General features: G+C 44.8%; 27 protein-coding genes. 11 read left to right on the top strand and 16 right to left on the bottom strand.

The genetic code is table 11. The annotated features are described in order from the left end of the window. The first annotated feature begins 58 nt into the window (after positions 1 to 58). Positions 59 to 1,156 (top strand): tetratricopeptide repeat protein, encoded by a 1,098-nt coding sequence (locus tag KSK55_RS11485; RefSeq protein ID WP_218606964.1) that lies wholly within the window; start codon positions 59 to 61, stop codon positions 1,154 to 1,156. A 1-nt stretch (position 1,157) separates the two neighbouring features. On the opposite strand, the gene KSK55_RS11490 is transcribed toward KSK55_RS11485, so the two are convergent. Beyond that, on the bottom strand, positions 1,158 to 1,619 hold the full coding sequence (locus KSK55_RS11490) for a hypothetical protein (RefSeq protein WP_218606965.1): 462 nt from the start codon (positions 1,617 to 1,619) through the stop codon (positions 1,158 to 1,160). A 218-nt stretch (positions 1,620 to 1,837) separates the two neighbouring features. Here KSK55_RS11490 and KSK55_RS11495 point away from each other — a divergent pair, with 218 nt between their 5' ends. Beyond that, positions 1,838 to 2,581 carry a formate dehydrogenase accessory sulfurtransferase FdhD gene (locus KSK55_RS11495; RefSeq protein ID WP_218606966.1) on the top strand — a complete coding sequence of 248 codons (744 nt, stop codon included), beginning with the start codon at positions 1,838 to 1,840 and terminating at the stop codon, positions 2,579 to 2,581. Here the strand turns inward: KSK55_RS11495 and KSK55_RS11500 are convergent, their stop codons facing one another. After that, positions 2,582 to 5,212, bottom strand: a complete 2,631-nt coding sequence (locus KSK55_RS11500) for an aminotransferase class V-fold PLP-dependent enzyme (protein ID WP_218606967.1) — start codon at positions 5,210 to 5,212, stop codon at positions 2,582 to 2,584. A 295-nt stretch (positions 5,213 to 5,507) separates the two neighbouring features. Here KSK55_RS11500 and thiM point away from each other — a divergent pair, with 295 nt between their 5' ends. The 3 genes from thiM to KSK55_RS16505 all read left to right on the top strand — a co-directional run bounded on the left by thiM (position 5,508) and on the right by KSK55_RS16505 (position 8,052). Further along, positions 5,508 to 6,302: a hydroxyethylthiazole kinase gene (gene thiM, locus KSK55_RS11505; RefSeq protein ID WP_218606968.1), complete on the top strand. Its 795-nt coding sequence runs from the start codon at positions 5,508 to 5,510 to the stop codon at positions 6,300 to 6,302. 61 nt (positions 6,303 to 6,363) lie between these two features. Next, complete coding sequence (locus KSK55_RS11510; RefSeq protein ID WP_256663995.1) at positions 6,364 to 7,740, top strand: MFS transporter; 1,377 nt, start codon at positions 6,364 to 6,366, stop codon at positions 7,738 to 7,740. Between the two features lie 186 nt (positions 7,741 to 7,926). Beyond that, complete coding sequence (locus KSK55_RS16505) at positions 7,927 to 8,052, top strand: hypothetical protein (RefSeq protein ID WP_256663996.1); 126 nt, start codon at positions 7,927 to 7,929, stop codon at positions 8,050 to 8,052. Positions 8,053 to 8,060: 8 nt separating this feature from the next. Here the strand turns inward: KSK55_RS16505 and nifU are convergent, their stop codons facing one another. The 4 genes from nifU to KSK55_RS11530 are packed head-to-tail and all read right to left on the bottom strand — an operon-like array spanning position 8,061 to position 10,851. Continuing rightward, positions 8,061 to 8,492, bottom strand: a complete 432-nt coding sequence (nifU, locus tag KSK55_RS11515) for a Fe-S cluster assembly scaffold protein NifU (RefSeq protein ID WP_214419505.1) — start codon at positions 8,490 to 8,492, stop codon at positions 8,061 to 8,063. Further along, positions 8,485 to 9,681, bottom strand: coding sequence for a cysteine desulfurase NifS (gene nifS / locus KSK55_RS11520; protein WP_218606970.1), 1,197 nt, complete (start codon positions 9,679 to 9,681; stop codon positions 8,485 to 8,487). The genes nifU and nifS overlap by 8 nt, the downstream gene beginning before the upstream one ends. A gap of 59 nt (positions 9,682 to 9,740) precedes the next feature. Further along, positions 9,741 to 10,667, bottom strand: a complete 927-nt coding sequence (locus tag KSK55_RS11525; protein WP_218606971.1) for a TIGR00269 family protein — start codon at positions 10,665 to 10,667, stop codon at positions 9,741 to 9,743. Then, positions 10,657 to 10,851 carry a ubiquitin family protein gene (locus KSK55_RS11530; RefSeq protein ID WP_218606972.1) on the bottom strand — a complete coding sequence of 65 codons (195 nt, stop codon included), beginning with the start codon at positions 10,849 to 10,851 and terminating at the stop codon, positions 10,657 to 10,659. Before KSK55_RS11530 ends, KSK55_RS11525 begins: the two co-directional genes overlap by 11 nt. A gap of 232 nt (positions 10,852 to 11,083) precedes the next feature. Here KSK55_RS11530 and cysE point away from each other — a divergent pair, with 232 nt between their 5' ends. Further along, positions 11,084 to 12,067, top strand: a complete 984-nt coding sequence (gene cysE / locus KSK55_RS11535; protein ID WP_218606973.1) for a serine O-acetyltransferase — start codon at positions 11,084 to 11,086, stop codon at positions 12,065 to 12,067. A 74-nt stretch (positions 12,068 to 12,141) separates the two neighbouring features. Here the strand turns inward: cysE and KSK55_RS11540 are convergent, their stop codons facing one another. The 6 genes from KSK55_RS11540 to KSK55_RS11565 form a co-directional block, all read right to left on the bottom strand. After that, on the bottom strand, positions 12,142 to 12,444 hold the full coding sequence (locus KSK55_RS11540) for a hypothetical protein (RefSeq protein ID WP_218606974.1): 303 nt from the start codon (positions 12,442 to 12,444) through the stop codon (positions 12,142 to 12,144). Between the two features lie 14 nt (positions 12,445 to 12,458). Next, positions 12,459 to 13,631 carry an aminotransferase class V-fold PLP-dependent enzyme gene (locus KSK55_RS11545; RefSeq protein ID WP_218606975.1) on the bottom strand — a complete coding sequence of 391 codons (1,173 nt, stop codon included), beginning with the start codon at positions 13,629 to 13,631 and terminating at the stop codon, positions 12,459 to 12,461. After that, positions 13,615 to 14,013 carry a molybdenum cofactor biosynthesis protein MoaE gene (locus tag KSK55_RS11550; protein ID WP_218606976.1) on the bottom strand — a complete coding sequence of 133 codons (399 nt, stop codon included), beginning with the start codon at positions 14,011 to 14,013 and terminating at the stop codon, positions 13,615 to 13,617. Before KSK55_RS11550 ends, KSK55_RS11545 begins: the two co-directional genes overlap by 17 nt. After that, complete coding sequence (locus KSK55_RS11555; protein WP_218606977.1) at positions 14,014 to 14,337, bottom strand: MoaD/ThiS family protein; 324 nt, start codon at positions 14,335 to 14,337, stop codon at positions 14,014 to 14,016. A 203-nt stretch (positions 14,338 to 14,540) separates the two neighbouring features. After that, positions 14,541 to 15,305, bottom strand: coding sequence for a formate dehydrogenase accessory sulfurtransferase FdhD (gene fdhD / locus KSK55_RS11560; RefSeq protein WP_218606978.1), 765 nt, complete (start codon positions 15,303 to 15,305; stop codon positions 14,541 to 14,543). A gap of 2 nt (positions 15,306 to 15,307) precedes the next feature. Then, positions 15,308 to 16,489: a cysteine desulfurase gene (locus tag KSK55_RS11565; protein WP_218606979.1), complete on the bottom strand. Its 1,182-nt coding sequence runs from the start codon at positions 16,487 to 16,489 to the stop codon at positions 15,308 to 15,310. Positions 16,490 to 16,611: 122 nt separating this feature from the next. Here KSK55_RS11565 and nadA point away from each other — a divergent pair, with 122 nt between their 5' ends. Further along, positions 16,612 to 17,604: a quinolinate synthase NadA gene (gene nadA / locus KSK55_RS11570; RefSeq protein ID WP_218606980.1), complete on the top strand. Its 993-nt coding sequence runs from the start codon at positions 16,612 to 16,614 to the stop codon at positions 17,602 to 17,604. Positions 17,605 to 17,686: 82 nt separating this feature from the next. After that, positions 17,687 to 19,159 (top strand): homoserine O-acetyltransferase MetX, encoded by a 1,473-nt coding sequence (gene metX / locus KSK55_RS11575; protein WP_218606981.1) that lies wholly within the window; start codon positions 17,687 to 17,689, stop codon positions 19,157 to 19,159. Positions 19,160 to 19,257: 98 nt separating this feature from the next. On the opposite strand, the gene KSK55_RS11580 is transcribed toward metX, so the two are convergent. Next, positions 19,258 to 19,947 carry a trimeric intracellular cation channel family protein gene (locus KSK55_RS11580; RefSeq protein ID WP_218606982.1) on the bottom strand — a complete coding sequence of 230 codons (690 nt, stop codon included), beginning with the start codon at positions 19,945 to 19,947 and terminating at the stop codon, positions 19,258 to 19,260. Between the two features lie 481 nt (positions 19,948 to 20,428). Here KSK55_RS11580 and KSK55_RS11585 point away from each other — a divergent pair, with 481 nt between their 5' ends. The 3 genes from KSK55_RS11585 (at position 20,429) to KSK55_RS11595 (ending at position 22,711) form a co-directional block, all read left to right on the top strand. After that, positions 20,429 to 20,956: a phosphate-starvation-inducible PsiE family protein gene (locus KSK55_RS11585; RefSeq protein WP_218606983.1), complete on the top strand. Its 528-nt coding sequence runs from the start codon at positions 20,429 to 20,431 to the stop codon at positions 20,954 to 20,956. A gap of 148 nt (positions 20,957 to 21,104) precedes the next feature. Then, positions 21,105 to 21,554, top strand: a complete 450-nt coding sequence (locus tag KSK55_RS11590; protein ID WP_218606984.1) for a thioredoxin domain-containing protein — start codon at positions 21,105 to 21,107, stop codon at positions 21,552 to 21,554. A 164-nt stretch (positions 21,555 to 21,718) separates the two neighbouring features. After that, on the top strand, positions 21,719 to 22,711 hold the full coding sequence (locus KSK55_RS11595; protein ID WP_218606985.1) for a radical SAM protein: 993 nt from the start codon (positions 21,719 to 21,721) through the stop codon (positions 22,709 to 22,711). 61 nt (positions 22,712 to 22,772) lie between these two features. Here the strand turns inward: KSK55_RS11595 and KSK55_RS11600 are convergent, their stop codons facing one another. Genes KSK55_RS11600 through KSK55_RS11610 form a run of 3 tightly spaced genes read right to left on the bottom strand, consistent with a single transcriptional unit; the run spans position 22,773 to position 24,999 of the window. Next, on the bottom strand, positions 22,773 to 23,465 hold the full coding sequence (locus KSK55_RS11600) for an ABC transporter ATP-binding protein (protein ID WP_218606986.1): 693 nt from the start codon (positions 23,463 to 23,465) through the stop codon (positions 22,773 to 22,775). Then, entirely contained in the window at positions 23,462 to 24,631 is a 1,170-nt protein-coding gene (locus tag KSK55_RS11605; RefSeq protein WP_218606987.1) for an ABC transporter permease, read from the bottom strand. The genes KSK55_RS11600 and KSK55_RS11605 overlap by 4 nt, the downstream gene beginning before the upstream one ends. Next, positions 24,628 to 24,999 carry a hypothetical protein gene (locus KSK55_RS11610; protein WP_218606988.1) on the bottom strand — a complete coding sequence of 124 codons (372 nt, stop codon included), beginning with the start codon at positions 24,997 to 24,999 and terminating at the stop codon, positions 24,628 to 24,630. The genes KSK55_RS11605 and KSK55_RS11610 overlap by 4 nt, the downstream gene beginning before the upstream one ends. Between the last annotated feature and the right edge of the window lie 31 nt (positions 25,000 to 25,030).

The raw sequence follows: 25,030 nt of genomic DNA on the forward strand, positions 1-25,030 counted from the left end.
TGTTTTGAAATATTTCCATCGCTCATTGATCTTACTGATTATATTCATAGCAATACCAATGATTGGTGCTGCGTATTATTCTGATTCAGAAAAATTACTGGACGAAGGGGTGGCTGAATATAAATCTGGAAATTTGGACACTTCGTTTCATATTTTTGAAGATATAACTCTTCAAAATCCATCATGGCCCTATGGTTGGTTATGGAAAGGAACAGTATTGGCTGATCTTAAGAAACAGGAAGAAGCCGACGTTGCATTTAAAACAGGAAGCTGTTTATTGAATCCTGATTCCTGCGAAGATTATTCAAAAGGGGATTCTGGAAAGATATATAGACAATATGAAACATTTCCCAATGACCATGCTTCTCTTTCATCATCTTTTTTTGTTGATTATCCACAATCTTTTGAAACGGGAAATAATTATTATATTTTGTCAGATGATCCCAATAAATCTACAAGTGAATCGAAACAATTTGTTCATCCTGAATTATTTGACAAAGAAGGTGACCTATTCAATAGCGCTGGTCACATTGATGAAGCAATTCAGTCTTTTCAACATGCAGAAGAATTAGATCCAGATAATTCTACCTATTCCAGGAAATTGGGGGATATGTATGCCAAAAAGGGTGACTTGAATTCTGCATTATCTGCATGGAACCGTTCTATTGAAAAAGAATCAGAAAAAGAAGTAATTGATGATATTTTAAAAAAACGAAGTGATACATTTTCAGCTTTAGGAAAACCATATAATGCTGGGAAGGAATTGGAAAAGATGAATTTTCCAAGAAATAATCCAACTACTATAATGGAAAAAGGAGATTTCTTCACTCAAAGTGGAGACTATCACCTGGCTGAAGAAGCTTACCTGGAATATTTGGATGCATTTCCAGGAAATACGGATGCATCACTAGGTCTGGCAAATGCTCAGATCAATCTGGGGAAATATCAGAAAGGGAAGAAAATCCTCGATTCAATTCCTGAGTCATCCCTCAATCCAAAGCAGATGGATCTTTATACTAAAACCAAGATGAACATCCCTGAACAAAGTGAAAAATTACCTGATCTGACCTTCCTCTTCCGGAACCACGTATTATATCTTTTCATAATTATCGGGGTTGTAGGAATAGTATTTTTCAGGAAAAAAATATTTAAATAATTTATGAGCACCCGCAAGCCCGGGATGCGGATCCTGGACTTGGTAACATCACCTGAATAAACGAATCTGCTTTCAAGCTGTGTGATGATTTTTTTCCTGTTCTATCTTTTTTTTGTTCGTATACTGTTATTTTTAATTGATAATCTCCTGGTTGAGTCTGTGGAATGGTAAATGCTACTTTATAATCTCTTTTATCTCCGACATCAGGAGCTTGATAATCGGTATTTTCATGTATGAGATCCATTGGTCCAAGCATAGCAGAAAATTGAATGGGTCCGGAGCTATTGGACAAGATGCCGTTATTTTTTATAGTTATTACTGGATTAATCACTTTTCCTGCACTGACTTTCAAATCTCCAGTGGAAAGGTTGAGTGATGTTATCTCAAACCCTGAATTTTGTCGTGTATCAAGAAGATCGGGAGATACTGCCCCAATTACTGAAGATGATAATATCGTAACCATTATACATGTCCAAAAACCCAACTTAATCGATAAAAAGTAAATGGTATTCCTGTTCATCCTTGTGTTATTGGCACCACATGATTTTATATTCTGTCATGAATAATATTGGGGTGGCACTCCTCTCCATATATTTTTCAATAATTTGTTGGATGATGTCGCTTCAAGGCTTTGAAACACGATAAAGAAATCATATATCAATATCGAAAAGAATGATCTTCATGAATTTCATAACCTTATCACACCCACACTCAATTACACAAGGGGAATTTGAAGATTTTCGAACATATGATGAGATTCCAACAGCGATTTTTATTAATGGCAGGCATTTATCTACTCTTCTCCTGGCTCCAGGGGATCAGAAAGAATATATTACTGGTTTTCTTTTAACCGAACAACATATTACAAAAAAAGAGGAAATTGAATCAATCCGTGTAGAAAAAAACCGGATAAGTATTATTACAACGAATATTTTTACTAGCCCCGGGCCAAAGAAGACAATTCTTTCTGGATGTGGAGGAGCAGTTTCATATATTGACACTGGAAAACTACCCATTTTATCCAGTAATTTTTCTGTGTCTGAAAATGCGATAGATGATTGTATTCGAAAAATCCATTCAGAGAAAGAAATATGTTCGTATGGTCTCGTCTTCTCATGTCTATGTCAAGAAGATGGATTGCTTCTATATCGATGTGATATCACTGATGATCAGTCATTGGATCGGATGATTGGAGCAGCATTCACCAAAGAAATAAATCTTACTTCCTCATTTTGTGTCTGTTCAGCAACAATAACATCAGAATCGGTTCGAAAATGTTTGATTGCCAGAATTCCCCTCATAATAACCATTGGATATTGTACTTCTCTCGCAGTTGAGATCGGCAGAAAAAATGGATTGGGTATTGGTGTAGTCCATGATGAGACGATCATGATCTATTCAACTCCAGAACGAATAAGCCGATAATTATTGGCTGATGATCTCTTTCAGAGTAGCAAGGAAGAGATCAATCTCCTCTCTGGTATTATAGTGTGCAATACTTACACGAACCGTTCCTTCAGGCAGATTCAGAGCACTCATCAGTGGCTGACAGCAGTGAAACCCTGACCGTACCAATATGTCATGGTCATCAAGCCGTTGGGCTACTTCATGGGGATGCATCCCATCAATGGTGAAAGAAACAACCCCTATTCTGGTTTCTGGGTTACCTGGTGCATATACCCGGACTCTCTCAATGGCGTGTAGACCGTCGATCAGGCGGCTGGTGAGATGCTCTTCATGCTCATGGATCTTGTCCATGCCGATTCTCTTCAGATAATCAACCGCAACACCTAACCCGATGCCCCCTGCAATATTGGGTGTACCAGCTTCATATTGCTCATATCCCTGTATCAGCACAACCTCCTCGTCGGTAACCGACTCAACCGTTCCTCCACCCTCCATCAGAGGAATCAGGTTTGGTTCTTTCATCCAGAGAACTCCCGTGCCGGTTGGCCCGCCGAGTTTATGTCCTGAAAAGCAGTAGAAATCGCAACCGATTCTTCTGACATCAACCGGCATATGGGGGGCTGCCTGGGCCCCGTCGACGAGCAGTAGTACTCCTTTTTCCCTGCACAGAGTGGCAATTTCCTGCACTGGGGTGATGATCCCAAGGACATTTGATGCCTGTGTGATTGCCACAAGCCTGACCGGCTTTTCAAGAGCCTTCCGGAATTCATCCATATCCAGGGAATAATCCGGAAGTATGCCGATGATTTCAAGGGTAACACCCTGCTTCTCAAGTGATCTCCAGGGCAGAAGGTTTGAGTGGTGTTCAAGGATGGTAGTGACAATCCGGTCACCCGGTGTCCAGGTCAGTCCCTGTGCAACCATGTTGATCGCTTCGGTGGTGTTTTTGGTAAAGACCGTGACGCCCTCCTCTGCTCCGATAAATTCTGCCACCTTCTCATGTGCATGCCAGTACCGCTGGGTTGCTATCCGGGTAAACCGGTGCACTCCTCTTCCGACATTTGACCTGTACCGGTGTTCAAACTCGACCATAGCCTCAACAACCGGTTCAGGAGAGCAACTGGTCGCAGCATTATCCAGATATATAACATCTCCAAGGATGGGATAATCATGCCTGATCGCACGGAACATATCATCGGGTTCAGGTCCGACATCTGCTCTCTTCTGCTCGATGGGAGAAACTGGCGGGGGTTGCTGCTTCTTTTTTCTCTCTTTTGTTTGTGCAAGGGTGAAATCATCATTGACGAGAACTCCCATGTTCCTACATAATTCACGCATCTTCGGTGGAAGTGCCCGCCATCGCCACAGACCCCAGTCAGTGTAGGCATCCGGCATCTGTTTCTTTTCGGCCCATTTATCAAGAAATGCATCCCACCGCTCGGTGAAATCCGGATGAGTCTTTCGGATGGAATCATATTCACTTTCAAGCATGGCAGGACAGAGGTAACAGCCGATCCGCTCGATACCCCGTTCATAGAGGGGATTAATTGGGAAGTTCCGCCACCAGAGATAGAGGAATACTTCAAATGCCCTCCAGCTCCGGATAGGGGATATATTCAGCTGCAGTGGATTTGCCGGGTTCTGACTGGTCTCATCAAGACCGGCACGGTTCCATGACTCATACCAGCGGTTCCCCTGAATGGTAACACTGGGACCTATATCAGCAAGATAAATCTTCAGGGGATGTAATTTGAGAAGTTTACAACACCACCGGTTGTCCTTGCCGGGTGGTCCTGCCTTCTCCACCGCCTGCCAGAAGTCACCGCCCTTCCTAATGATCTCAACTCCCTGCTCTTCAATAAACTGAATGGTTTCAGGGAATTCGAGTCCAGTATCGATGAAAAATGCCTTGTCCACTCCGGCTTTTCGTGCCAGGTGAAGAACAGCTGTGCTGTCCTTTCCACCGGAGAATGAAACATTGACCGTCGGCCGGTCTTTCATGTGGCTCTTAATGGTCCGGACAGCATTCCGTTCCAGGTTTTTCAGATGATATGTATTGTGGACAATGACCGCTTCCCAGTCAGGATCCGGATAAGTGGAGGGGGTAATCGGGAGGAGTTCTTTTACCTTGATAAATCCCTCTTTCACGATGGCTGTCCCGTATTTTCCATTCGCCGTGACAATGACCGAACCATCCGGCACCGGTGTTTTCAGGGGAAATCGTTTCCCACCGATTCTTCCTTTTTCTGCTTTGAGATCAATATGAGCAGTCAGGTCGATGATCCCTTTTGATATATACGGAACCAGAAATGGCAGAGCTTCAGGGGTAATATCGAGTGAATAGGTTTTGGTCACCGGATCAAAAGTGAACCAGCCAAACCGCTGCCCGTTGATGATAACAAGTTCTGCACGATCATACCCCCCGGTCTTATTCAGGAGAATTATCTTCGGAACAGGAACATCTCCGTATTGGGAAGTTAATAATTGAATGATATGATCCCGATCTGCCGAGAGAGCAGGGCGGAGATCATAGGGCTGAAGAAGGGGGATGGTTTTTGCTTCATTGCCGCAGCTGCAGGTTCGTCCGATCAGGGGAACGTTGCAGTGTTCACACCAATAGAGTGTTTTTTTCACAGCCGGCTCGTGCATTTCATTGAATAATTGGGGGTGAGGAGATAAGATACCTGTCAGTGGTCCAGTGAATATGGGACGATAATTATTAGTGTACTCTCGATTATGATAATGCAGAGTACACTATTAAATCGCCTGAATTGAATGAACTTTCTGATAGTCTTCGTTTTCAATATTAAGAGTCAAATGGCCGGTTATGTGAATTGAGAATTGGTGATTGTAGGTCCAAAGTAAGGAGTTTCCTGATCCCATCAATCGGATTACAAAATAATTTATCCTACAATGCTGACTTATCCTGAAATACTGAATATTTATGACAATTTTAGGATCAATCCTTTCAGATATCCGGGAAAAAACACCCCTTGTCCACCATATGACAAACTATGTCACGGTGAATGACTGTGCCAATATCACCCTTTGTATCGGCGCTTCACCGGTCATGGCACACGCAGAAGAAGAAGTCGGGGAGATGGTTGCACTTGCAGGATCTCTCGTTCTGAACATCGGCACCCTTGATCCCCTCCAGATTGACCGGATGTTTGTAGCGGCGAAAGCCGCAGAAAAACATGGCATCCCTATCATTCTTGATCCAGTCGGTGCCGGAGCAACCAGCTTACGGACAAAAACCGCTCATAGAATGATCCAGGAGTTGTCCATCTCAGTTCTCAAGGGAAATGCCGGAGAGATAGGAACCCTTGCTGGGAAACAGGCACAGGTCCGTGGTGTAGACTCCGGTGGGGTAACCGGCGATCCGACAGATATCACCTGTGTCCTTGCAGAGCGACTTGGCTGTACGGTTGTCATGAGTGGTCCCACTGACATCATCAGTGATGGTTCCCGGACTCTTCTTTGTGAGAACGGACACCCCCTTATGGGACGTATATCCGGGACAGGATGCATGGCTGCATCGGTTATTGGGTCCTGTGTCGCAGTCACCCAGAATTATCTCTCTGCATCCGCCACAGGTATTGCTGCGTTTGGGATTGCAGGAGAGCGGGCTGCTTCAGAGGCTGCAGGTCCTGGCTCTTTTAAATATCGCCTCTTTGACAATATGGCATCAGTCACTTCGGATGATGTTGACCGGTGTGCCCGTACTCGGTCAGTATAAAGGAAATCAGTGATCTGATTCACAACCTTCATGGGGAATGGGGGAATATCTTCATTCCTTCATGAAGTTACCTGGCATTTCTCTGAGCACTCTCATAATCGCAGTATTTTGTGGTTTTTTAACGCCATTTGATTTATCCGCAGTAAATATTGCATTGCCTGCGATTGCCAGTGAATTTTCTCTTGATGCTATTGAATTAAGCTGGGTTAGCAGTGCGTATCTTCTGGCATCAGCGATCTTTCTTGTTCCTTTCGGCAGAATAGGGGATATCTTCGGGAGAAAAAAGATCTTGATTGGTGGGATAGCACTCTTTACTCTAGCCTCTATAGGGATGATCTTCTCGGCCTCATCCATTATGCTTATCAGTTTTCGCCTTGTTCAGGGCATCGGAGCTTCGATGATCTTCGGAACTGCGGTGGCAATTCTGACATCCGTGACCTCCCCGGCACGACGTGGTCAGGCTCTTGGTGTCTACACTACTTCAGTGTACCTCGGTCTCTCTGCAGGTCCCTTTATCGGAGGCATTCTTACTGATGATTTTGGGTGGCGAAGCATCTTTCTCATAAATGTCCCGATTGGCGTCCTTATCATTGCCCTGATCCTGTTCTATTTAAAAGGAGAGTGGGCAGATGCAGCAGGTGAGCGGTTTGATCTGAGAGGAGCTCTCATCTATGGAAGTAGCCTTACCGCAGTTATGATTGGTTTTTCTGAGCTCCCCCATGTCACTGGATTCATAGCACTTGGACTGGGAATTACCCTGTTAACACTGTTTATCTGGCTCGAAAACCGGGAGCAGTATCCGCTCATCAGGGTGTCCATGTTCAGAAAAAACCGGGTATTTGCCTGCTCAAATGTTGCGGCTCTTATAAATTACGGTTCAACCTTTGCGATTACGTTCTTTCTCAGCCTGTACCTACAATATATCAGAGGTTTTGATCCGCAGGAGGCCGGGTTCATTCTCGTTACCCAGCCCGTAGTTCAGGCGATCTTCTCTTCATACGCAGGCAGTCTTTCTGATAAGATTGAGCCTGCGAAAATATCTTCACTGGGTATGGGGATTATTGCTGCAGGGCTTGTCTCCCTGAGTTTTCTCTCTCCTGAAACTTCCATGATTGAGCTTATGGTAATCCTGGCGGTTCTTGGGTTTGGTTTTGCTCTCTTTTCGTCTCCAAATACGAACGCAATTATGAGTTCGGTGGAAAAGCGGTATTATGGCATCGCATCCGGGACGTTGGGGACGATGCGGCTTTTAGGCCAGATGCTCTCGATGGGAATCGCGATGATGATCATCGCCGTGATGGTTGGAAAAGTAGACATAACCCCAGATGTTTCAGATGAACTCATGAGTGCAATGAGTATCGGGTTTGTTATCTTTTCTGTCATGTGTTTTATCGGTATATTCTTCTCGATGGTCAGGGGGAATGTCCGTTCTGAGTAATTTTATCATGACAATAATCACATTTTCATTTGTTGGGCTTGATGGAAGCATGATTCCGTTATTTGCTCACGTGTAAAATCATTGAATATGATTGACGATTTCATTCAAAATTGTCAGGTATAATTGATGATTTTCTCATGAATTATCCATTATTTTAAACGTGAAATTCGAGGGTTAATTGATGCGATGGATTCACACCCTGGAGTTACCAAATACATTCTTACTATGAACGATTCAGAAAGGATTGAGGTGGATGATAAGATTATCCTGGTAATTCCTGCGTACGAATATGCAGAAATGCTAAAAAAATGATATACGGGTTATTCTTCACAGGTCAGTTCATCATGACTGTGGGTGTGTCCTTCCTTCTCCTCCCAGGGCTCCAGTCCGTTCTTAACCCGGTAATCGTTTATCGCTTTGTGAATCCCTTCTTCTGCAAGAACTGAGCAGTGCATCTTGATCGGGGGGAGCCCCTCAAGTGCTTCGGCAACTGCTTTATTGGATACGTCCCAGGCTTCTTCAAGGGTTTTCCCCTTGATGAGTTCGGTTGCCATACTGCTTGATGCAACAGCAGCTCCACATCCGAATGTCTGGAATTTTACATCGGTGATGATATTATCCTTCACCGTGAGAAAAATCCGCATAATATCTCCACATGTGGGATTTCCTACCTCTCCGACGCCATCAGCATCAGTGATCTCCCCCTGGTTCCGGGGGTTCATGAAATGATCCATTACTTTTTCGCTATACATTGCAAGGCCTCTTTTTCAGGTAATCAGCATAAAGCGGTGACATTGCTCTCAACCGTTCAACCGCTTTTTTAATCTCGTCAAATGCGTAACTGATATCCTCGTTCGTATTTTCCAATCCAAGGGTGAGTCGCAGGGACCCGTGGGCGACTTCTGCTGGAAGTCCAATCGCCAGTAATACATGGGAAGGCTCAAGTGATCCTGAGGAACAGGCACTGCCGGTCGATGCGGCGATTCCAGAATGGTCAAGGAGTAATAATAATGATTCACCCTCGATAAATTCAAAGCTTACATTTATATTCCCTGGGAGTCGCATAGTCCGATGCCCGTTTAATCGGGTATTTGGTATCTCATGTAAGATCCGATCGAGTAAAGCATCCCGCAGTGTCCGTATCTGTAAAGTCTTCACTTCCAGGTTCGAAACCGCTTTTTCGATTGCAACACCGAGGCCTACAATTCCAGGAACATTTTCTGTGCCCGCCCGTTTCCTGTGTTCCTGGCCGCCTCCGTGAAGGTAATTATCGATACGGACTCCTTTCCTGATATAAAGTGCTCCAATTCCTTTTGGTCCGTAAAATTTGTGGGCAGATAATGATAAAAGATCAATGTTCATAGATTCAACATCTACGGGGAGATTGCCAATAACCTGCACAGCATCAGTGTGGAAAAGAATCCCCCTTTCTCTACATGCCGCGCCGATCTCGGGAATAGGTTGAATCGTCCCGATCTCATTATTTGCAAACATCACCGATACAAGAATTGTCTTATCGGTAATTGCAGATTTGAGATCATCAACTCGAACCTGCCCAAATTCATCCACTGGAAGATAGGTGATCTCAAAACCCTGTTTCTTGAGATAATCACAGGTATGTGTTATTGCATGATGCTCAATAGCAGAAGTGATGATATGGTTTCCTTTCTTTCGAAGGGCTAAAGCAGCACCTTTCAGTGCCCAGTTATCTGATTCGGTCCCCCCGGAGGTAAAGAATATTTCGTCTTGTTTTGCTCCGATGGCTTTTGCAACTTTTTCCCGGGCTTCCTCAATTGCAGTTCTGGATTCCCTGGCAAGGCGGTACAAGGAAGAGGGATTTCCATAATTGATCGAGTACCAGGGGAGCATGGCCTCTACAACTGCAGGATCTGTTGCAGTTGTGGCGCTGTGATCCATGTATATGGTTTTTTGACTGGCCATTGTATCGTGAGTATATGTATGTTCTGATTATAGATGAGGTGTATCTGAATTGATTCTACTCATTTTTCCTTCGTCATAGGGTTAAGGTGTGTATCCTTTCCCAGGACCATGCATACCTGGCAAATGATTCCAGAGCCAGGCCACCCACAGATTGAACACGTTTTATATGCTTCCTGCTGATAAGTCCCTCCTAATTTTGCTCTGATATTCTCTTCACATTGTGCAGCATTTCTCATTGCTCCAGGATGATTTTTTTCATACTGGTACAGGAGTGTCCTGACCTCTCCCCTTAGTGAAGAGACAGCATATGGACATTCGGGTAGATCTCTGAATAATCCGTTCAGAAGAGCATACAGTGTGACTTCTTTCTCACTTACACAGACAAATGGTTTGATTCGCTGAGCGTACCACGAAGAAGATCCATACCCGGTGAAGACCTTTTTCACATCTCCAGATATGGCATTCATAAGTGCAGTCTGGGCATGATCATCCTGATTATGCCCGGTTGCAATCATGGAGATCGAACATTTCTGCGCAAGTACTTCGAGTGCACGGCGGCGGAGGATTCCACAGATAGTGCAGGCATTTCGCTCAGATCCTGATACCAGATGATCCAGGGAATATCCATACAGATCCTGGAATCTGATAATCTCGTGAGGTATCCCGAGTATCAGACAGGTTTCTGTCGCTGCCTTGATTGTATCCTGGCGATAGCCTTCTATCCCTTCATCTACCGTAAGTGCGATAATTCTGCAGGGTAATTCACTCCTGATTTCACTCAGCACTTTGAGTAAGGCAGTACTGTCTTTTCCTCCGGAAAATGCAACCCCGAGTGTTTCCGGGAGTCTGATTGTTTTCAGATACCTTCGAACTTCATCCTCAACAGATTCTTTCAGATGGTTTCTGCAGAGATGAATCCCCTGCTCCCGGTCAAGGTAGACTGCGGGCTTGTCGCACTTTTCACAGAATATCTGGTTATCCGCCATGGGCGATCCGAATGACTCTTATAACATCTTCATCATCCGGAATGGTATCTTCCGGGATGATCTCGTCCTCCCGTGAAATCAATGTCGTCAAGGGATCGATGCCCTGATTGCTTAGTATCGTCTCGATTGATCTTCCCTGGACTGATAATTCAATTACTGATTTATCCGGGAGTATAAGTTTCATTCCTGGATAGTTTTGGTGTTATGTATGATAGGTTTGATGATGCCGGCAAAATTATTGATCCTGATTTTTTTGTGTCTTATGTATATCATCATGTGGTGTATTGAGTGCACAATCCGTTTCTTTATTAATTTATTTCTGATGATTTTCACGTAACAAAATCCGAAGTTTGCCTATTACTCCATGAATAAATAATCTAAAAACAACAGTAATATTCATCAGATGGAACGCAAGGATGGTATTATCTCATATACGTGAAGACATTCAGGCGATTATATCAAAAGATCCGGCTGCAAAAAGTATGGTTGAGGTTCTCCTCTGCTACCCGGGATTACATGCATTAGTATTGCACCGTATTGCCCATAAGGCCTGGATTCATAACCGGTTTCTGACAGGACGGTTTCTGTCACATATTGCCCGCTTTTTTACCGGGATTGAGATTCATCCGGGTGCAGTTATTGGCAGACGGGTGGTGATAGATCACGGGATGGGTGTGGTGATTGGGGAGACGGCTGAAGTTGGCGATGATGTTCTCATTTACATGGGTGTGGTGCTTGGTGGAACTGCACTGAAAAATGTAAAACGTCACCCCACAATAGCCAAAGGAGTGGTCATTGGCTCTGGTGCCTCCGTCTTAGGGCCGATTCATGTGGGGGAATATGCTAAGATTGGTGCAGGAGCGGTTGTTGTCCGTGATGTACCTCCCGGAGCCACTGTTGTCGGAGTTCCTGGCCGTATTGCCGGCCTTGAGAAATACACTTCACAGGATAACATTCGCGATTCTGCCATGCCTGACCCGACCCTTCGGGTTCTCAGCAGGCTTCTTGAGCGGCAGCAGGTGCTTGAAGATCGGATATTCAGACTTGAACGAGAGAATGCACTTTTGAAAGGCGGAGTGGATATTAAAATCTCCGGAGACAGGGAGTCTGAAGTCCTGAATGCCTTAAGGCAGGTGATTGATCCTGAGATCGGACATAGTATTGTGGATGTCGATCTGATCCGGTCAATAACCATAGCAGAGACGCTGGTAAAGATTGAAATGGCAATAAACTGCGATGCATGCCCGCTTCAGGACTATCTCATCGACCAGGTTTCAGCACGGGTCCGCCTTATCCCCTGGGTCTCTGATGTTGAGATAACCGTTATCCATGATCCCTGGGACTGGAAGATCTCTGCTGAAAACACTGAATGCAGTCCGGTAATGGATAAAACAATATAAGTATGGGTATAAGCGGATTCCTTATACCTCACCATATTTTGACATAGATCCATATGCCGTGATTATAGGTGGCATCATCTTCCTGGTGGCTCATCCATTCCTGACTCATTGATATTATCCTCGTACTCCGAATAAAGGGTGGAAAGAAATTCTTTTACATCTTCTACTGAAAACCTGGTTGATATGATGATATCCGGATCATGGACCATTCCCTGGATGGATAATGACGAGGATGTATCAACCCTGAAGAAGGTTAACGGACCGATAGTATAAGTGGTAGCCATTTTGGTATTGACCAGAAACTGAATAAAATTTGAATCGGGTTTCGGATCTACATGAAAGGTATATCTGAAAATTCCCTGAGTGCATGTTGCCACTTTTGCCCGATATGTTATACTGACTGGCATATTGCGTTGATAGCATCAGCGATCTGAGCACACTCCTCAGGAGTGTTCATGTATGACAAACTGATACGTACAGCCCCTTTTCCCTCTGTTAGGCGGGAGTGAATCCACGGTGCACAGTGGAGACCACTTCTTGAGATGATCCGGTATGCTTTCGCAAGGATGTACCCGATATCATCAGGATCGAGCCCGGATATCTGAAATGATACAAGGGGGGTCTGTGGGTTTTCATGGAGTAAGGATACTCCTTTGATGCCGAGCAGCTGCTGAATCAGGTCAGAGATCATTCCCATAGACTTCTTTTGTATGGATTCTATCCCGATATCCTGAACAAATGCAATGCCCGCTGCAAGTCCTGCAATACCAGGGAAGTTTGGTGTCCCTGCTTCAAATCGTTCAGGCATTGATTCCGGCTGAACTGGTGAGGACGAATCTGTCCCGGTACCCCCCTGTCGTACCGGGTAAATCAGGTCAGGACTTCTCAGAAAGAACCCCCCTGTTCCTGGAACTCCAAAAAGATACTTGTGGCCGGTAAAAACAAATGCATCACAAGATGTCCTTGAGAGATCGACTGGGATCTGCCCGGCACTCTGCGCTCCGTCAATAATGGAGTAAGTGTCTGCTTCATCCATGATGCGGGAGATTTCTTTGATATTCTGAATTGTTCCGGTTACATTTCCTGCATGAGAGATGATCCCAAGTTTTGTATCATCCCGAATAGCCTCACTTACATCTTCAGGATCGATTACCCCGTTTGCATTCGGAGGAATGACCGTCACCGAGATCCTGCCCGTCTTTTGCAATTTATACAATGGGCGGATTACCGAATTATGCTCAAATGATGTGGTAATGACATGAAATGGTTCTTTCTCCTGTGCAGCAAATCCGTGTAAAAGGAGATTGAGTGAATCGGTGGCATTTGCGGTAAATACATATGCATCAGGATCTCTAGTATTAAAAAAGTTGGCAAGTTTTCTTCGTGTTTCGAACAGGTAGTCAGGTACATCCTGTAAGGTGGTTCTTCCCTGTTCAAGATAGGGTCCGGCTGCTGCCTGTGATACCGCGGCTAAAACTGATGGTGGTTTCTGCCAGGTTGTTGCAGCATTATTTGCATAAATTATTGAGTTCTGAATGGTATCAGGATTATTCTTTTTCTCCATGTATCCATGCGACCTTGTCGTTGAAGACGTCTGCTTTCCAGATTGGTACCCGAATTTTTAATTCGTCGATGATATATCGTGCGGCTAAAAATGCTTCATTCCGGTGGCCTGCTGCGACGGCAATGAGGACAATTACTTCGCCTATATGCATCTCTCCATACCGGTGAGTCACCTGTGCACGAATAGGGCCCCATTTGGAATCAGCCTCTCTCACAATGATTCCAAGTTCTTTTTCAGCCTCATCAATATCCGTTTCAAACAGGAGATGATCCATTCTATCTGCCCGGACTGTTCCGGCAAAAAGGACCAAAGCTCCTGTCTCTGGGGAGATAAGGTCAAACAAGTGTGAGGTGTCTATCGGTTCTTTCTGGATATGTATCATTTAGCCTCCGGAAACAGGTGGGTAGATTATGAGTTCATCCCCATCCTGAAGGTCTGTAGAATCAGTCTCTTCGTTCAGGATTCGATCTTTGTTTTTGAGTATAATAACATACCTTCTTACTACTCCGTTCTCATCAAAGAGCAGGGATTGTTTCTTTTCATCCTCCCCGGTAAGGAGTTCGAGAAATTCCTGGACTGTTGTTCCTGGTGTAACTTCAATGTCGCCTTCTTTTCCAAAGAACTCAACAAATCGTGCATATGTCTGATAATGAATTTTCATATCTTCTCCTTTCTGGGTAAATCCTTTCAATGTATTAACGGGCATGTCTCTCCCTCAGGATGTCCACTCTGGGAATCTTCTTCGAAAGTCCATGGTATGCAATAAGTAGGGGGTATTATCCACGAATATTCTATGATTCAGGCAAGTATTGCCTAAACAGAGTGAACTTGGTTACCTGAAGAGTGAGGTTAGTGAGGAAGATCTCTTTGATCTGACCTTCTGGAATGCACTCAATTCCTAACCTTTTTTTATAAACTGACTTCTATCCCGGATATCCGTTCCGGATGCGAATAGATATTCATTTTTCTTCCCCGGACAAATCCAATTATGGTTAGCCCCTTACCCTGAGCAAGACGTATAGCAAGGGTTGTTGTCGCTCCCCTGGAGACAATAAGCGGGATATTTGCAACAAGGCACTTTCGTGCCATCTCTGAAGATATCCGCCCTGATATTACTGCATAACAGTGAGATAAGTCAATGTCATTTTGCAGGGCATAGCCAATCACCCGGTCAAGAGCATTATGTCTACCAATATCTTCTGCAACGGTATGGACTCCATCAATACCGGCAAGTCCGACTACATGGATACCCCCTGTCAATCGGTGAAGGTCTGAATCCAGAATTCCTTTTATTGTCTCATGAATTCTTTCTCCGGATATGTGAAAATCTGAAGTGATGTCCGGGAGCCTTGCAGGATCAAGGTATGAACTGTCTCCCCCACATCCTGAGAGGACTGTTTTTGTTCCACTGCGGATGTGTGCCCGGTGAATAGTAAGTACTCTGATCTGGTTTCCTTCAATCTGCAGTGAGTCAATCTCCTGGCAATGAGAGATGATTCCCTCCGTCACCAGATACCCCATGACAAATTCCTCAAGCCTGGTCGGACTGGTCATGGCGTTCAGGATCTTCCTGCCATTGACCCAGATGGTATACTGCTCTTCAATAATTACTTCATGAGTCCGTGCTGTGTAAATGCCATCCTCTTCTCCATAACAGGGAAGTATTTCATACATATTCAGATACCCTCCGAGATTTCTGTCACCGCTTCTACAAATTTATTAATTTCTTCTCTTGTATTGTAGAGATACAAGCTTGCCCTGACCGTTCCTTCAGAGATAGCGAAATGTTCCATCAGTGGTATACAGCAATGATGACCAGATCGAACCATGATGTCATATTGATCATCCAGCAGGTGGGCGGATTCATGCGGATGCTGACCCTCGATAGTAAAAGAGACAACACCAAGACGTGAGTCTGTCCCTTTTGGTCCATACATCGTAACTCCGGGTATCTGTAAGAGCCCGCATATCATATCACGGGTCAGGGATAATTCATGTTCATGGATTTCCCTCATTCCAACGTGGTTTAGAATTCGTATGGCTTCCCGAAGGCCTACTGCTCCGGTTATGTGAGGGGTCCCTGCTTCATATTTCATATAACCGTCTTCCAACGTGTATTCGCTGGTCGTTACCGATTTGATGCTCCCGCCACCCAGAATAAATGGTTCCAGGTCCGGCTCTTTCATCCAGAGGGCACCGGTTCCGGTTGGCCCAAGCATCTTATGGCCGGAGAATGAAAGATAATCACACCCGATATCTGATACGTCAACTGGAATATGAGGTACGGACTGTGCACCGTCTAGCAGGGTTTTAATATCATGGTCATGAGAGATGGAACATATCTCTTTTACCGGCTGGATGGTTCCTGTTACATTTGAAACGTGGGTGAAGGTAATAAGTCTGGTCTCCTTTTGAATGAGTTCTGAAAAAGACTCGGGGTGCAGATATCCCTCTGCATCAGGCCTGACAAAGTCCACGTTGATACCCTTTTTTCTCAGTTGCATCCATGGGAGTATGTTGGAATGATGCTCCAGGACTGATGTGATTACATGATCCCCCGGATTCAGTCGGAGGCCATACGCGACCTGGTTAATCCCTTCGGTGCAGTTTTTTCCAAAAATACAAACCCCGTCTGTTCCACCAATGAATGATTTTACCCTCTCATGTGCATCCCAATAGAGTTGTGAACTCACCTGGGAGAGACGGTGAACCCCTCTTCCAACATTTGATCTGGATGAAGTCTCATATTCATCCATAACCTCCAATACAGAGGATGGCATCAGGCTGGTAGATGCATTATCAAAATAGATGAGATCCTGAGTGAGAGATATGTCTTCCCGAATCGTTTGTATATTCATAATTTTCCCCCGATGTGTCCTTATTTGCACTATTTTAGGATTCCTATATAAGGGTCTATACTGGTCACGAGTATTTATGGTATATGGCATCAAACATATTTCACAATTGTGAAAATAGAAAAATGACATATATTCGACCTACAGAGTCTGAAATCCAATCGCTCAAAGAGGAAATAGCCGCTTTAAAAAAAGAACAGGATGCAATAATTCTGGCCCACAATTATCAAAGGCCTGAAATATACGATATAGCGGATAAGATCGGAGATTCCCTTGAGTTATCACTTGCCGCCCGTGATGCCCGGGCCGAATGTATCATTTTTTGTGGTGTTGATTTTATGGCAGAGACTGCAAAAATTCTCTCTCCTGATGCCAGCGTGTACCTTCCAGCAGAAGAGGCTTATTGTCCCATGGCGAGTATGGTGTCTGAATCTGATGTATTTTCTTTGAAAGAGCAGTACCCGGATGCCGACGTTGTGTCGTATGTCAACACCTCCGCATCCACGAAAGCTCTGTCAGATATCTGCTGCACATCAGCGAATGCCATTGAGATTGTACGTTCATGTGCATCTGATCAGGTTATTTTTCTTCCAGATCAGAATCTGGCCTCCTATGTCCAGTGTTTTTCAGATAAATTAATCATTCCCGGAAGAGGGAATTGTTATGTCCATGATCGGATTACACCGATAATGGTAGATAATATGCGGGCATTTCATCGGAAAGCCCCATTTATTGCCCATCCAGAATGCAGACCTGAAGTAATTAATATCGCCGATGCAGTCTGTTCTACGAGCGGGATGATTGCATACTGCCAGGATCATCCTGCAGAGGCTTTTATCATCGGGACTGAAAATGGTATGATCGAACGTTTAAAGCGTGAAATTCCTGAAAAGCGATTTTATGCTATCGGGGGGATATGCACTCCCATGAAACAGACAACCCTGGATACTGTAAAAGATTCACTCCTATCCGGTGCTGGAGAAGTCACTCTGGAAAAATCTCTAATTTATACGGCACGTGGAGCTCTTGAACGCATGCTCCAGATTTCAGGAAGGAAAAAAAATATCCCGTGCCGACAGATGAAGAAGAGTGGGCCGGGGATTATTATACGAAAGTGATGGGTAACATGATCGATATTGAAAGGAAAAATCCCTCTTTTTTGATACTATGGATGGCTTTTTCAGGGGGCAGGCGGGTATCATGATTCGCGGTTCAGTTGGAACGGTACAGACTCAGGTTCACACATTTTCTTCACCATTAACACTCGAAAGCGGAGCGGTTCTCCCGTCAGTTACGGTTGCGTATGAAACATATGGCTCGCTCAACCCGGATCACTCCAACGCAATTCTCATCTGTCATGCTTTGACTGGTGATGCCCATGTTGCCGGGTACCATGAAGGAGATGACAAGCCCGGGTGGTGGGAGATGGTTATTGGTCCTGGAAAAGCTTTTGATACAGATAGGTTCTTTATCATCTGTTCAAATGTCCTGGGTGGATGCAAAGGGACAACCGGCCCTTCATCGGTCAATCCTGAAACTGGAAAGATATACGGGGCATCATTCCCTGTGATAACGATTGCTGATATGGTGATGGTCCAGAAAAGACTGATAGATAATCTAGGAATCACGAATCTCTTTGCAGTTGCCGGGGGCTCCATGGGCGGAATGCAGGCACTCCAGTGGAGTGTTTCATATCCTGATATGCTGAGCCGGGTGGTTGTAATAGCAAGTACTGCGTATTCAACGCCACAGCAGATAGCCTTTAACGAAGTCGGCCGGTGTGCAATCCGTTCAGATCCATCCTGGAATAATGGCCAGTATTATGATCAGGAATGTCCAGCCTCTGGTCTTGCACTTGCACGGATGATCGGTCATATCACATATCTGTCAGATGAATCGATGCACCAGAAATTTGGCAGGGATTTACAGGAAAAAGCTGGCTATAGTTATGATTTTACGACAGACTTCCAGGTAGAGAGTTACCTTCATCACCAGGGAGATCGGTTTGTTGAGCGATTTGATGCAAATTCATATTTGTACATCACCAAAGCAGTCGATTATTTTGATCTGACCGTGAATGGCTCCCTGATTGATGCGTTTAAGGATATGAAAGCAAAATGCATGGTGATCGCCGTCAGTTCAGACTGGTTATATCCACCATATCTTTCACGGGAGATTGTATCCGCTCTGGCTCAGCTGGATAAAACTGTCGAATACTGTGAGATTCGATCCAATCATGGACATGATGCATTTCTGCTGGAATCAGGACAGATGAACTACCTTCTGGGGCGTTTTCTCTCGCACCTAACAGTTTCAGATCTGATGATCCGGAGTGTGCCAACGGTTCGCGAGACCGTGACCATTAAAGGTGCGGCGGCTCTGATGATTGCTGAAGCAGTTAATCACCTTCCGATTGTTTCGTCAGATGGCAGCCTTGTTGGTATTGTCACATCCTGGGATATCTCCCGGTCGGTGGCGCAGGATGTGAAAACTCTTGAAGATATTATGACCCGGACCGTCCTTACTGCAACACCAGGAGAACATATCAGTAAAGCAGTAAACCGTATGCAAAAGAACCGGATATCCGCCTTGCCTGTGGTTGATGAAGAAAACCGGGTTGTTGGTATAATTACTGCAGAACGTTTATCACGCCTGGTTATCAGGTGTGAATGAGAAAAATATTATTTGGGATCTGGCCCGAGGGAATCTGGATGATAGTGATCATCTACACACATTCCTTATTTTACAGTTGAATAATCCTTTCAAGACTATTAAAAACTAGTAATATTGTACCGTATTGAAGTCATACGCACAAAAACGGTTACGATCATACATGCGATAAATCCATCAGTACTTGAAAACCCTGCCATGGACATCAGCACATATGCTGTGGCACCAGCAAAAGATGCTATGGCATAGAACTGGCTTGGTTTAAAGAGTTCAGGAATTTTAGCAAATAATATGTCTCGTAGCACCCCTCCGAAAGAAGCGGTGATTACTCCCATGATGGGGGCAATAATGGGGGGTATCCCACTGGTTAGTGCGTACATGGTGCCAAGATATGCCCACATACCAAGAGCGAACGAATCAATAAAGGCAAAGGTCCCTGAAGTTCCGAAGATCAGTCTGGTAATCGACTGAAAAAAACCAGAAGAACGTTTCTGTTTTCCGGGGAGATCTGTCCTTGATATTGGAATAAGAATAATTCCAATTATCCCCACGATGAAGATGCTGATAAGATAAATCGGATCAGCCAGCCAGAAGAGGGGATACCTGTCGAGCAACAAATCCCGGATTGTTCCCCCTCCAACGGCTACTATCACTGCTATGACAAGTGCACCAAAATAGTCCATCCCGTTTTTTCGTGCATCATACACACCGGTGGATGCAGAGAGCATTATTGCAATCCATTGTATGACGGTCTGAAAAAGAAGAACCATATCAGTGATTTCAGGATCCATGAAAGGACTTTCAGCTCCTCAATTTGCGTATTCTTATCTCTTGCTTGTCTATATTGTCCGCACTGTGATAAACTATCATGCCCAGTGACTTGGGGTTTGGAATAAATGTATAGAATGCAGGGTTTCCTGACAACGGTAACATATTTGTCTCATTTTTTGGAAAACTGAAAAAATCTGATATTCCGACATTTTTTTCCTCCTTCGGATTGTGAAAATTACTGGCATCTTTTGCCTGAAAATCAGTTTATTTTTATTCGGTGACCAAACGGTATAAGGTTCACATCATCGTGAACACTATTCGGAATGAAAAGATATGACATATATCAGGCATAAACCGGTCTCTCGGAATACGTATCTGTCAGAGGTACCGGCAGGACTATTCCGTTTAGGTATAATGCGTTCCTGTTGTTAAATTCACAATTCTCGATAATTTTGCACAGAGGTGCAGAGCATCATCTTTTGATTACCCTGATCCTGGTCAATGGATCCCTTACAACAGGAACGAATCATGAAAACAACTGTATATCATCAAAAAATCGGCACCATCATATCATCAATACCAGTACTACTCTACATGGTAAGCGCAGGTATTCTGGGAATCACGGCTTCATTTCTTCTGTATGAAGGGATATTAAGCACGATTCATGCTATTCAGACAGAAACACTCTCAAGCTCTTCATCAGAGATTTATAGTGCATTTTTCCACGCCGCAACCGCGATTGCCCTTCTTGAGACAATTGAGGTCTATTTCAGGACACACAAGGTCGTCGTTGAAGTACTTTTCCTTGCAGGAATCGCAGAAGCAATCCGTCATATACTGGTGTATGACATTGCAGATATTGCTCACGGGGATATCTCCACATCCCTTGTCCTCATTGCAGGACTTATCGGGGGAATCCTTGTATATCAGCATCTGTCACATTCAGGTTCGGCAAAAACAAGCCGAAGCTTGAGAAGATCTGCGAAAAAATCAGGCCACTGGAAAATATTTACCTGGTCTGGAGCCTGATACCCCCTCTCTTTTTAAATTTTGCTGATTATTTAGAGGTTTTCGTTCATACTCAAACATACGGGTATGATACTCATGTAGCTCCTTTGATGAGAGAACCTTTAATTACGTGATTATAACCAGATTGTACTATACCTATGGAGAGAATATGAGTATCAATAGAAATTACGTAATGATCTCGGGGATTATAGCACTTTTGCTGGTTTTTGGAGGGCTTGTCACCGTTCTATCGGGGACCGGCAACGGAATAGATGCAGGTACTCAGGATCAGAATGAGAAAAAAATTCCGATAGAATATTACTATGATCCATCCTGTGGGTCATGCAATGTTGTCCATCCATTTATTGAGCAGTATGAATCCAATTCATCAGATATCTCTGTAGTCTATTATAATATTGGTTCAGACAACTCCAGTGCACAAAAATTTGCTCAATTGCAAAAATCTCTTGGTCACGTTCATGTACCGTTTGTCCTGATGGGGGATCGCTATCTTACCGGTCAGGATAATATCATACAGAATTTTGACATACTGGTTCAAAAGATAAAAAATAATGATATTGAGCCTGGTGACACTCCGCAAGAATATATGGCTCCTTAAAAAATCCCCGGCTGAAATTCTTTTTTTCTTTTCGCACGACGATATGGATTGAAACAGGTTCCGGCATGAATTGCCGCATTCCTGATTCTTACCTAATATGGCAACATACCAATCTCCCATCTCGAAAGTGATATGAGAAGGGCCTTGAGTATCTGGTGAAAGGTATGGATGATTCATTTACTGCAGAAATAAAAGCAAAATTAATCAGTATCGGCTCAGTCAGGCTGGATCCCGCCTTGGAACTCCCCGAATATGTCGGGAGGTCTACTGCTGGTCCAAGTGCGGGGGGCAGGTCAGTCTTCTTTACTGCCGACTCACGTCGCGTCCGCCTCTCTATTCGTGACAATAGTCCGTTATTCATAAGGCTGGAAGGAGAAGGTGTAGCTATTTTTCATGATGGCTCTCTTGTAGCAACAGGGATGTTGGAACCGGTAGGTGCTCATTGTCCGCATCAGGCATATATCACGGTATCAGAACGGTGTATTTTCCACTGTGCGTTCTGCCCGGTTCATCGTATCCAGGGTCCGGTAAAATCTCAGGATGAGGTATTATCGCTGGTTGATGAAGCATATGCCCGGGGGAATCTGCAGGCAATTTCTCTGACAGCCGGCATTGAGGCATCACCGGATCATGAAGTTGACCGGATGGAATGTATTGTCACCGCTCTTCGGAAACAGTACGATATTCCTATTGGGGTATCTGTATATCCTACCTATGACAGTTCTGAACGGCTGTACGCTGCCGGTGCTGATGAGATAAAATATAATGTTGAAACGATGGATGCCGATATCTTTTCCATTGTCTGCCCGGAGCAGGATCTTGATTTTATTCTCAATTCCCTTTTGAATGCAGTTCGTATTTTTGGAAAAAACAAGGTTAGCTCGAATAGTATCATCGGGCTTGGAGAGAGTGATGAAACGGTCATTTCTGGCCTTGAAACGATTACCGGTCTGGGGGTGCTTCCTGTTTTACGGCCTGTGGTTATTCACCCGACCAATCCCTTACCTGGTGCCGAACGCCCCTCAGCAGAACGGCTCCTTAAACTGGGAAAGGCAGCAAAGGAAGCGATGAACCGGCATGGGTTAACTCCTCTGAATGCCCGGACCATGTGTGTTCCCTGTACCGGATGTGATCTGACTCCCGTTATTGATTTTTAACATCATTTCCTGTTTTATCAGGAATCTTATCCTCAATTTCAGATAGGTGAGGAAAAAAGAGTTATGGATTTTCCGGACAGGAACAGGGGGTATCTGGTTCCAGAAGTCCATCCCGAAGACGGATTACCCGATGTGCCCGGTGGGCAAGTTCTGAATTGTGGGTTACGATTACAACCGTGTACCCTTTTTGAACGAGCTCTTCAAAGATGCCGTACATCTGTTCGGCGGTATGGGAATCCAGGTTTCCGGTCGGCTCATCAGCGAGGACTATCTTGGGATCATTGATTAAAGCCCGGCCGATGGCAACCCGCTGCATCTCTCCTCCGGAGAGTTCATGGGGGAGATGATCTGCCCGGTGGGATAGTCCTACCATATCCAGAATTTCCTGTGCTCTGGATTCATTAACCGGCTTTTTACTGAATGTTAATGGGAGAAGGATGTTTTCTTTCGCGCTCAGTGTAGGAATCAGGAAGAACTGCTGAAAGACAAATCCTATCTCCGCTCGTCTGATAATGACCCGACGACTTTCAGGAAGGTTGGTAACATCAGTTCCATTGATGGAAAGTGTTCCGCCTGATGGGGTGTCAAGGCAGCCAAGCAGGTTCAGAAGAGCTGTTTTTCCTGAACCGGAAGGGCCGACTATCGAGACAAACTCCCCGGCCTGCACCGAAAGACTGACTCCACGGAGTGCATGAACATCTTCAGCGCCACGATGGTATATCTTCGTAAGGCCTGAAGCGTCGATTACGCTCATGAGATCTCACCCCTCATTGCTTCCATGGGGGATTGTTTTCCGGATCGAATGGCCGGATAGATACTGCAAACCAGGCCTAGAACAACAGAGAGCCCGATACACAGGAGAGCCATAACCGGATCAGCTGCTATCAGACTGCCTGACGGAGCATAGGGGACATTTGCCCTGATGAAGGATTCAATGAGACCTCCTCCCAGGAGAGCCAGAAGAACTCCTGCCAATCCACCAAGGAAGGTAACTACCAGGGTTTCCATGATTACCAGTCTCATGAGGTCTGCAGATCGTGCCCCGATTGCTTTGAGCATTCCAAACTCCTTCGTTCGTTCATGAACAGACATGAGCAGGGTATTGGAGATACCAACGGCAGTAATTACCAGGGTCACCGCAATCATCGAAAGGAGCAGAGTCCGTGCGGATCCGACGATATTCAGGATTGTTCCGGTAATCTGTGTCATGGTTACAACCTGCATATCCGGGATCTCTTCGATTCTGTCTGCCACAATTCCTGAATTATCGATAGAATCTGCCAGCACTGCGATGGTTGTGAGTTTATTCTCTTTTCCAAATACCCGCTGAGCCTCACTGAGCGGGGTGAAATGGAATTCATCCTCCTGGCCTCCGGAAGTATCCAGAATGCCAATGATCTCGAAGGGTTCTTTCTTTGGTCCGAACGGGAGTATCTGACCTACCTTCAGATCTTCTTTATCTGCAAGTCCCTTTCCGACAACCATCACACGCTCTTCGTTATCTTCGAAAAAGCGTCCTTCTACTTTCCAATATGGCCGGATGGAACGCATTTCAGATCCGATGATCCCATAGAGGATATGGGGCGATCCGTTCACGATAAACTGGTGGAGAAGAATCGGGGTTGCAAGTGTTACGCCCTCGGTATTTTTTACCCGGTCAAGATCCGTCTCATTGAGATATTTTGGGATCACCCCGCCATGCATGATCAGGCTTGCTGCCTCATAGGGGCACCCTTTGGGTACCGCAAGCATATGAATCCCGAGGCTGTCAACTTCTTTGGTAAGTTCCTGTTCATATCCTGCCTGAAATGCCAGCAATGAAAATAATACCGCTACTGCTAACGCGACACCCGCAATGGTTAGGATTGTTCGGACCTTTCGACGCTGAAGATTTCGGAGAGCAAATACAAAAAGGTTCATGGATAGGTGGTATCCCCGATAGTGACCTGGCTTCCGGTAACAAAGATGTCACCTTTTTCAGATACCTGGCCGGTTACCGTTGCTTTTTTACCCATTGCCGGGGGAATCACGAAATTATTTGCCCGCAGCGTGACATAGAGGTCACCGGTGTCATCTGATATGATAAACCAGCATCCAGAACCGCACTGAGAGGTTATCGTCCCATTAAAGGTGACATTCTGTCCCACATACGTTTCAGGGTTCTCAAGGATGGTTCCTATCTGCACCTGGGTTGTATTTACTGGCTCTGTTGTATCAGCGAAAGCGATACCTGTAATACATATGATGAAAAGGATTCCAAATGTTGCATATTGCATAGACTTTTTCATGGTTCATTCCTCCTGGGATACGAAGATATGG

The sequence above is a fragment of the Methanospirillum hungatei genome (assembly GCF_019263745.1).
In the GTDB taxonomy this organism is placed as follows: domain Archaea; phylum Halobacteriota; class Methanomicrobia; order Methanomicrobiales; family Methanospirillaceae; genus Methanospirillum; species Methanospirillum purgamenti.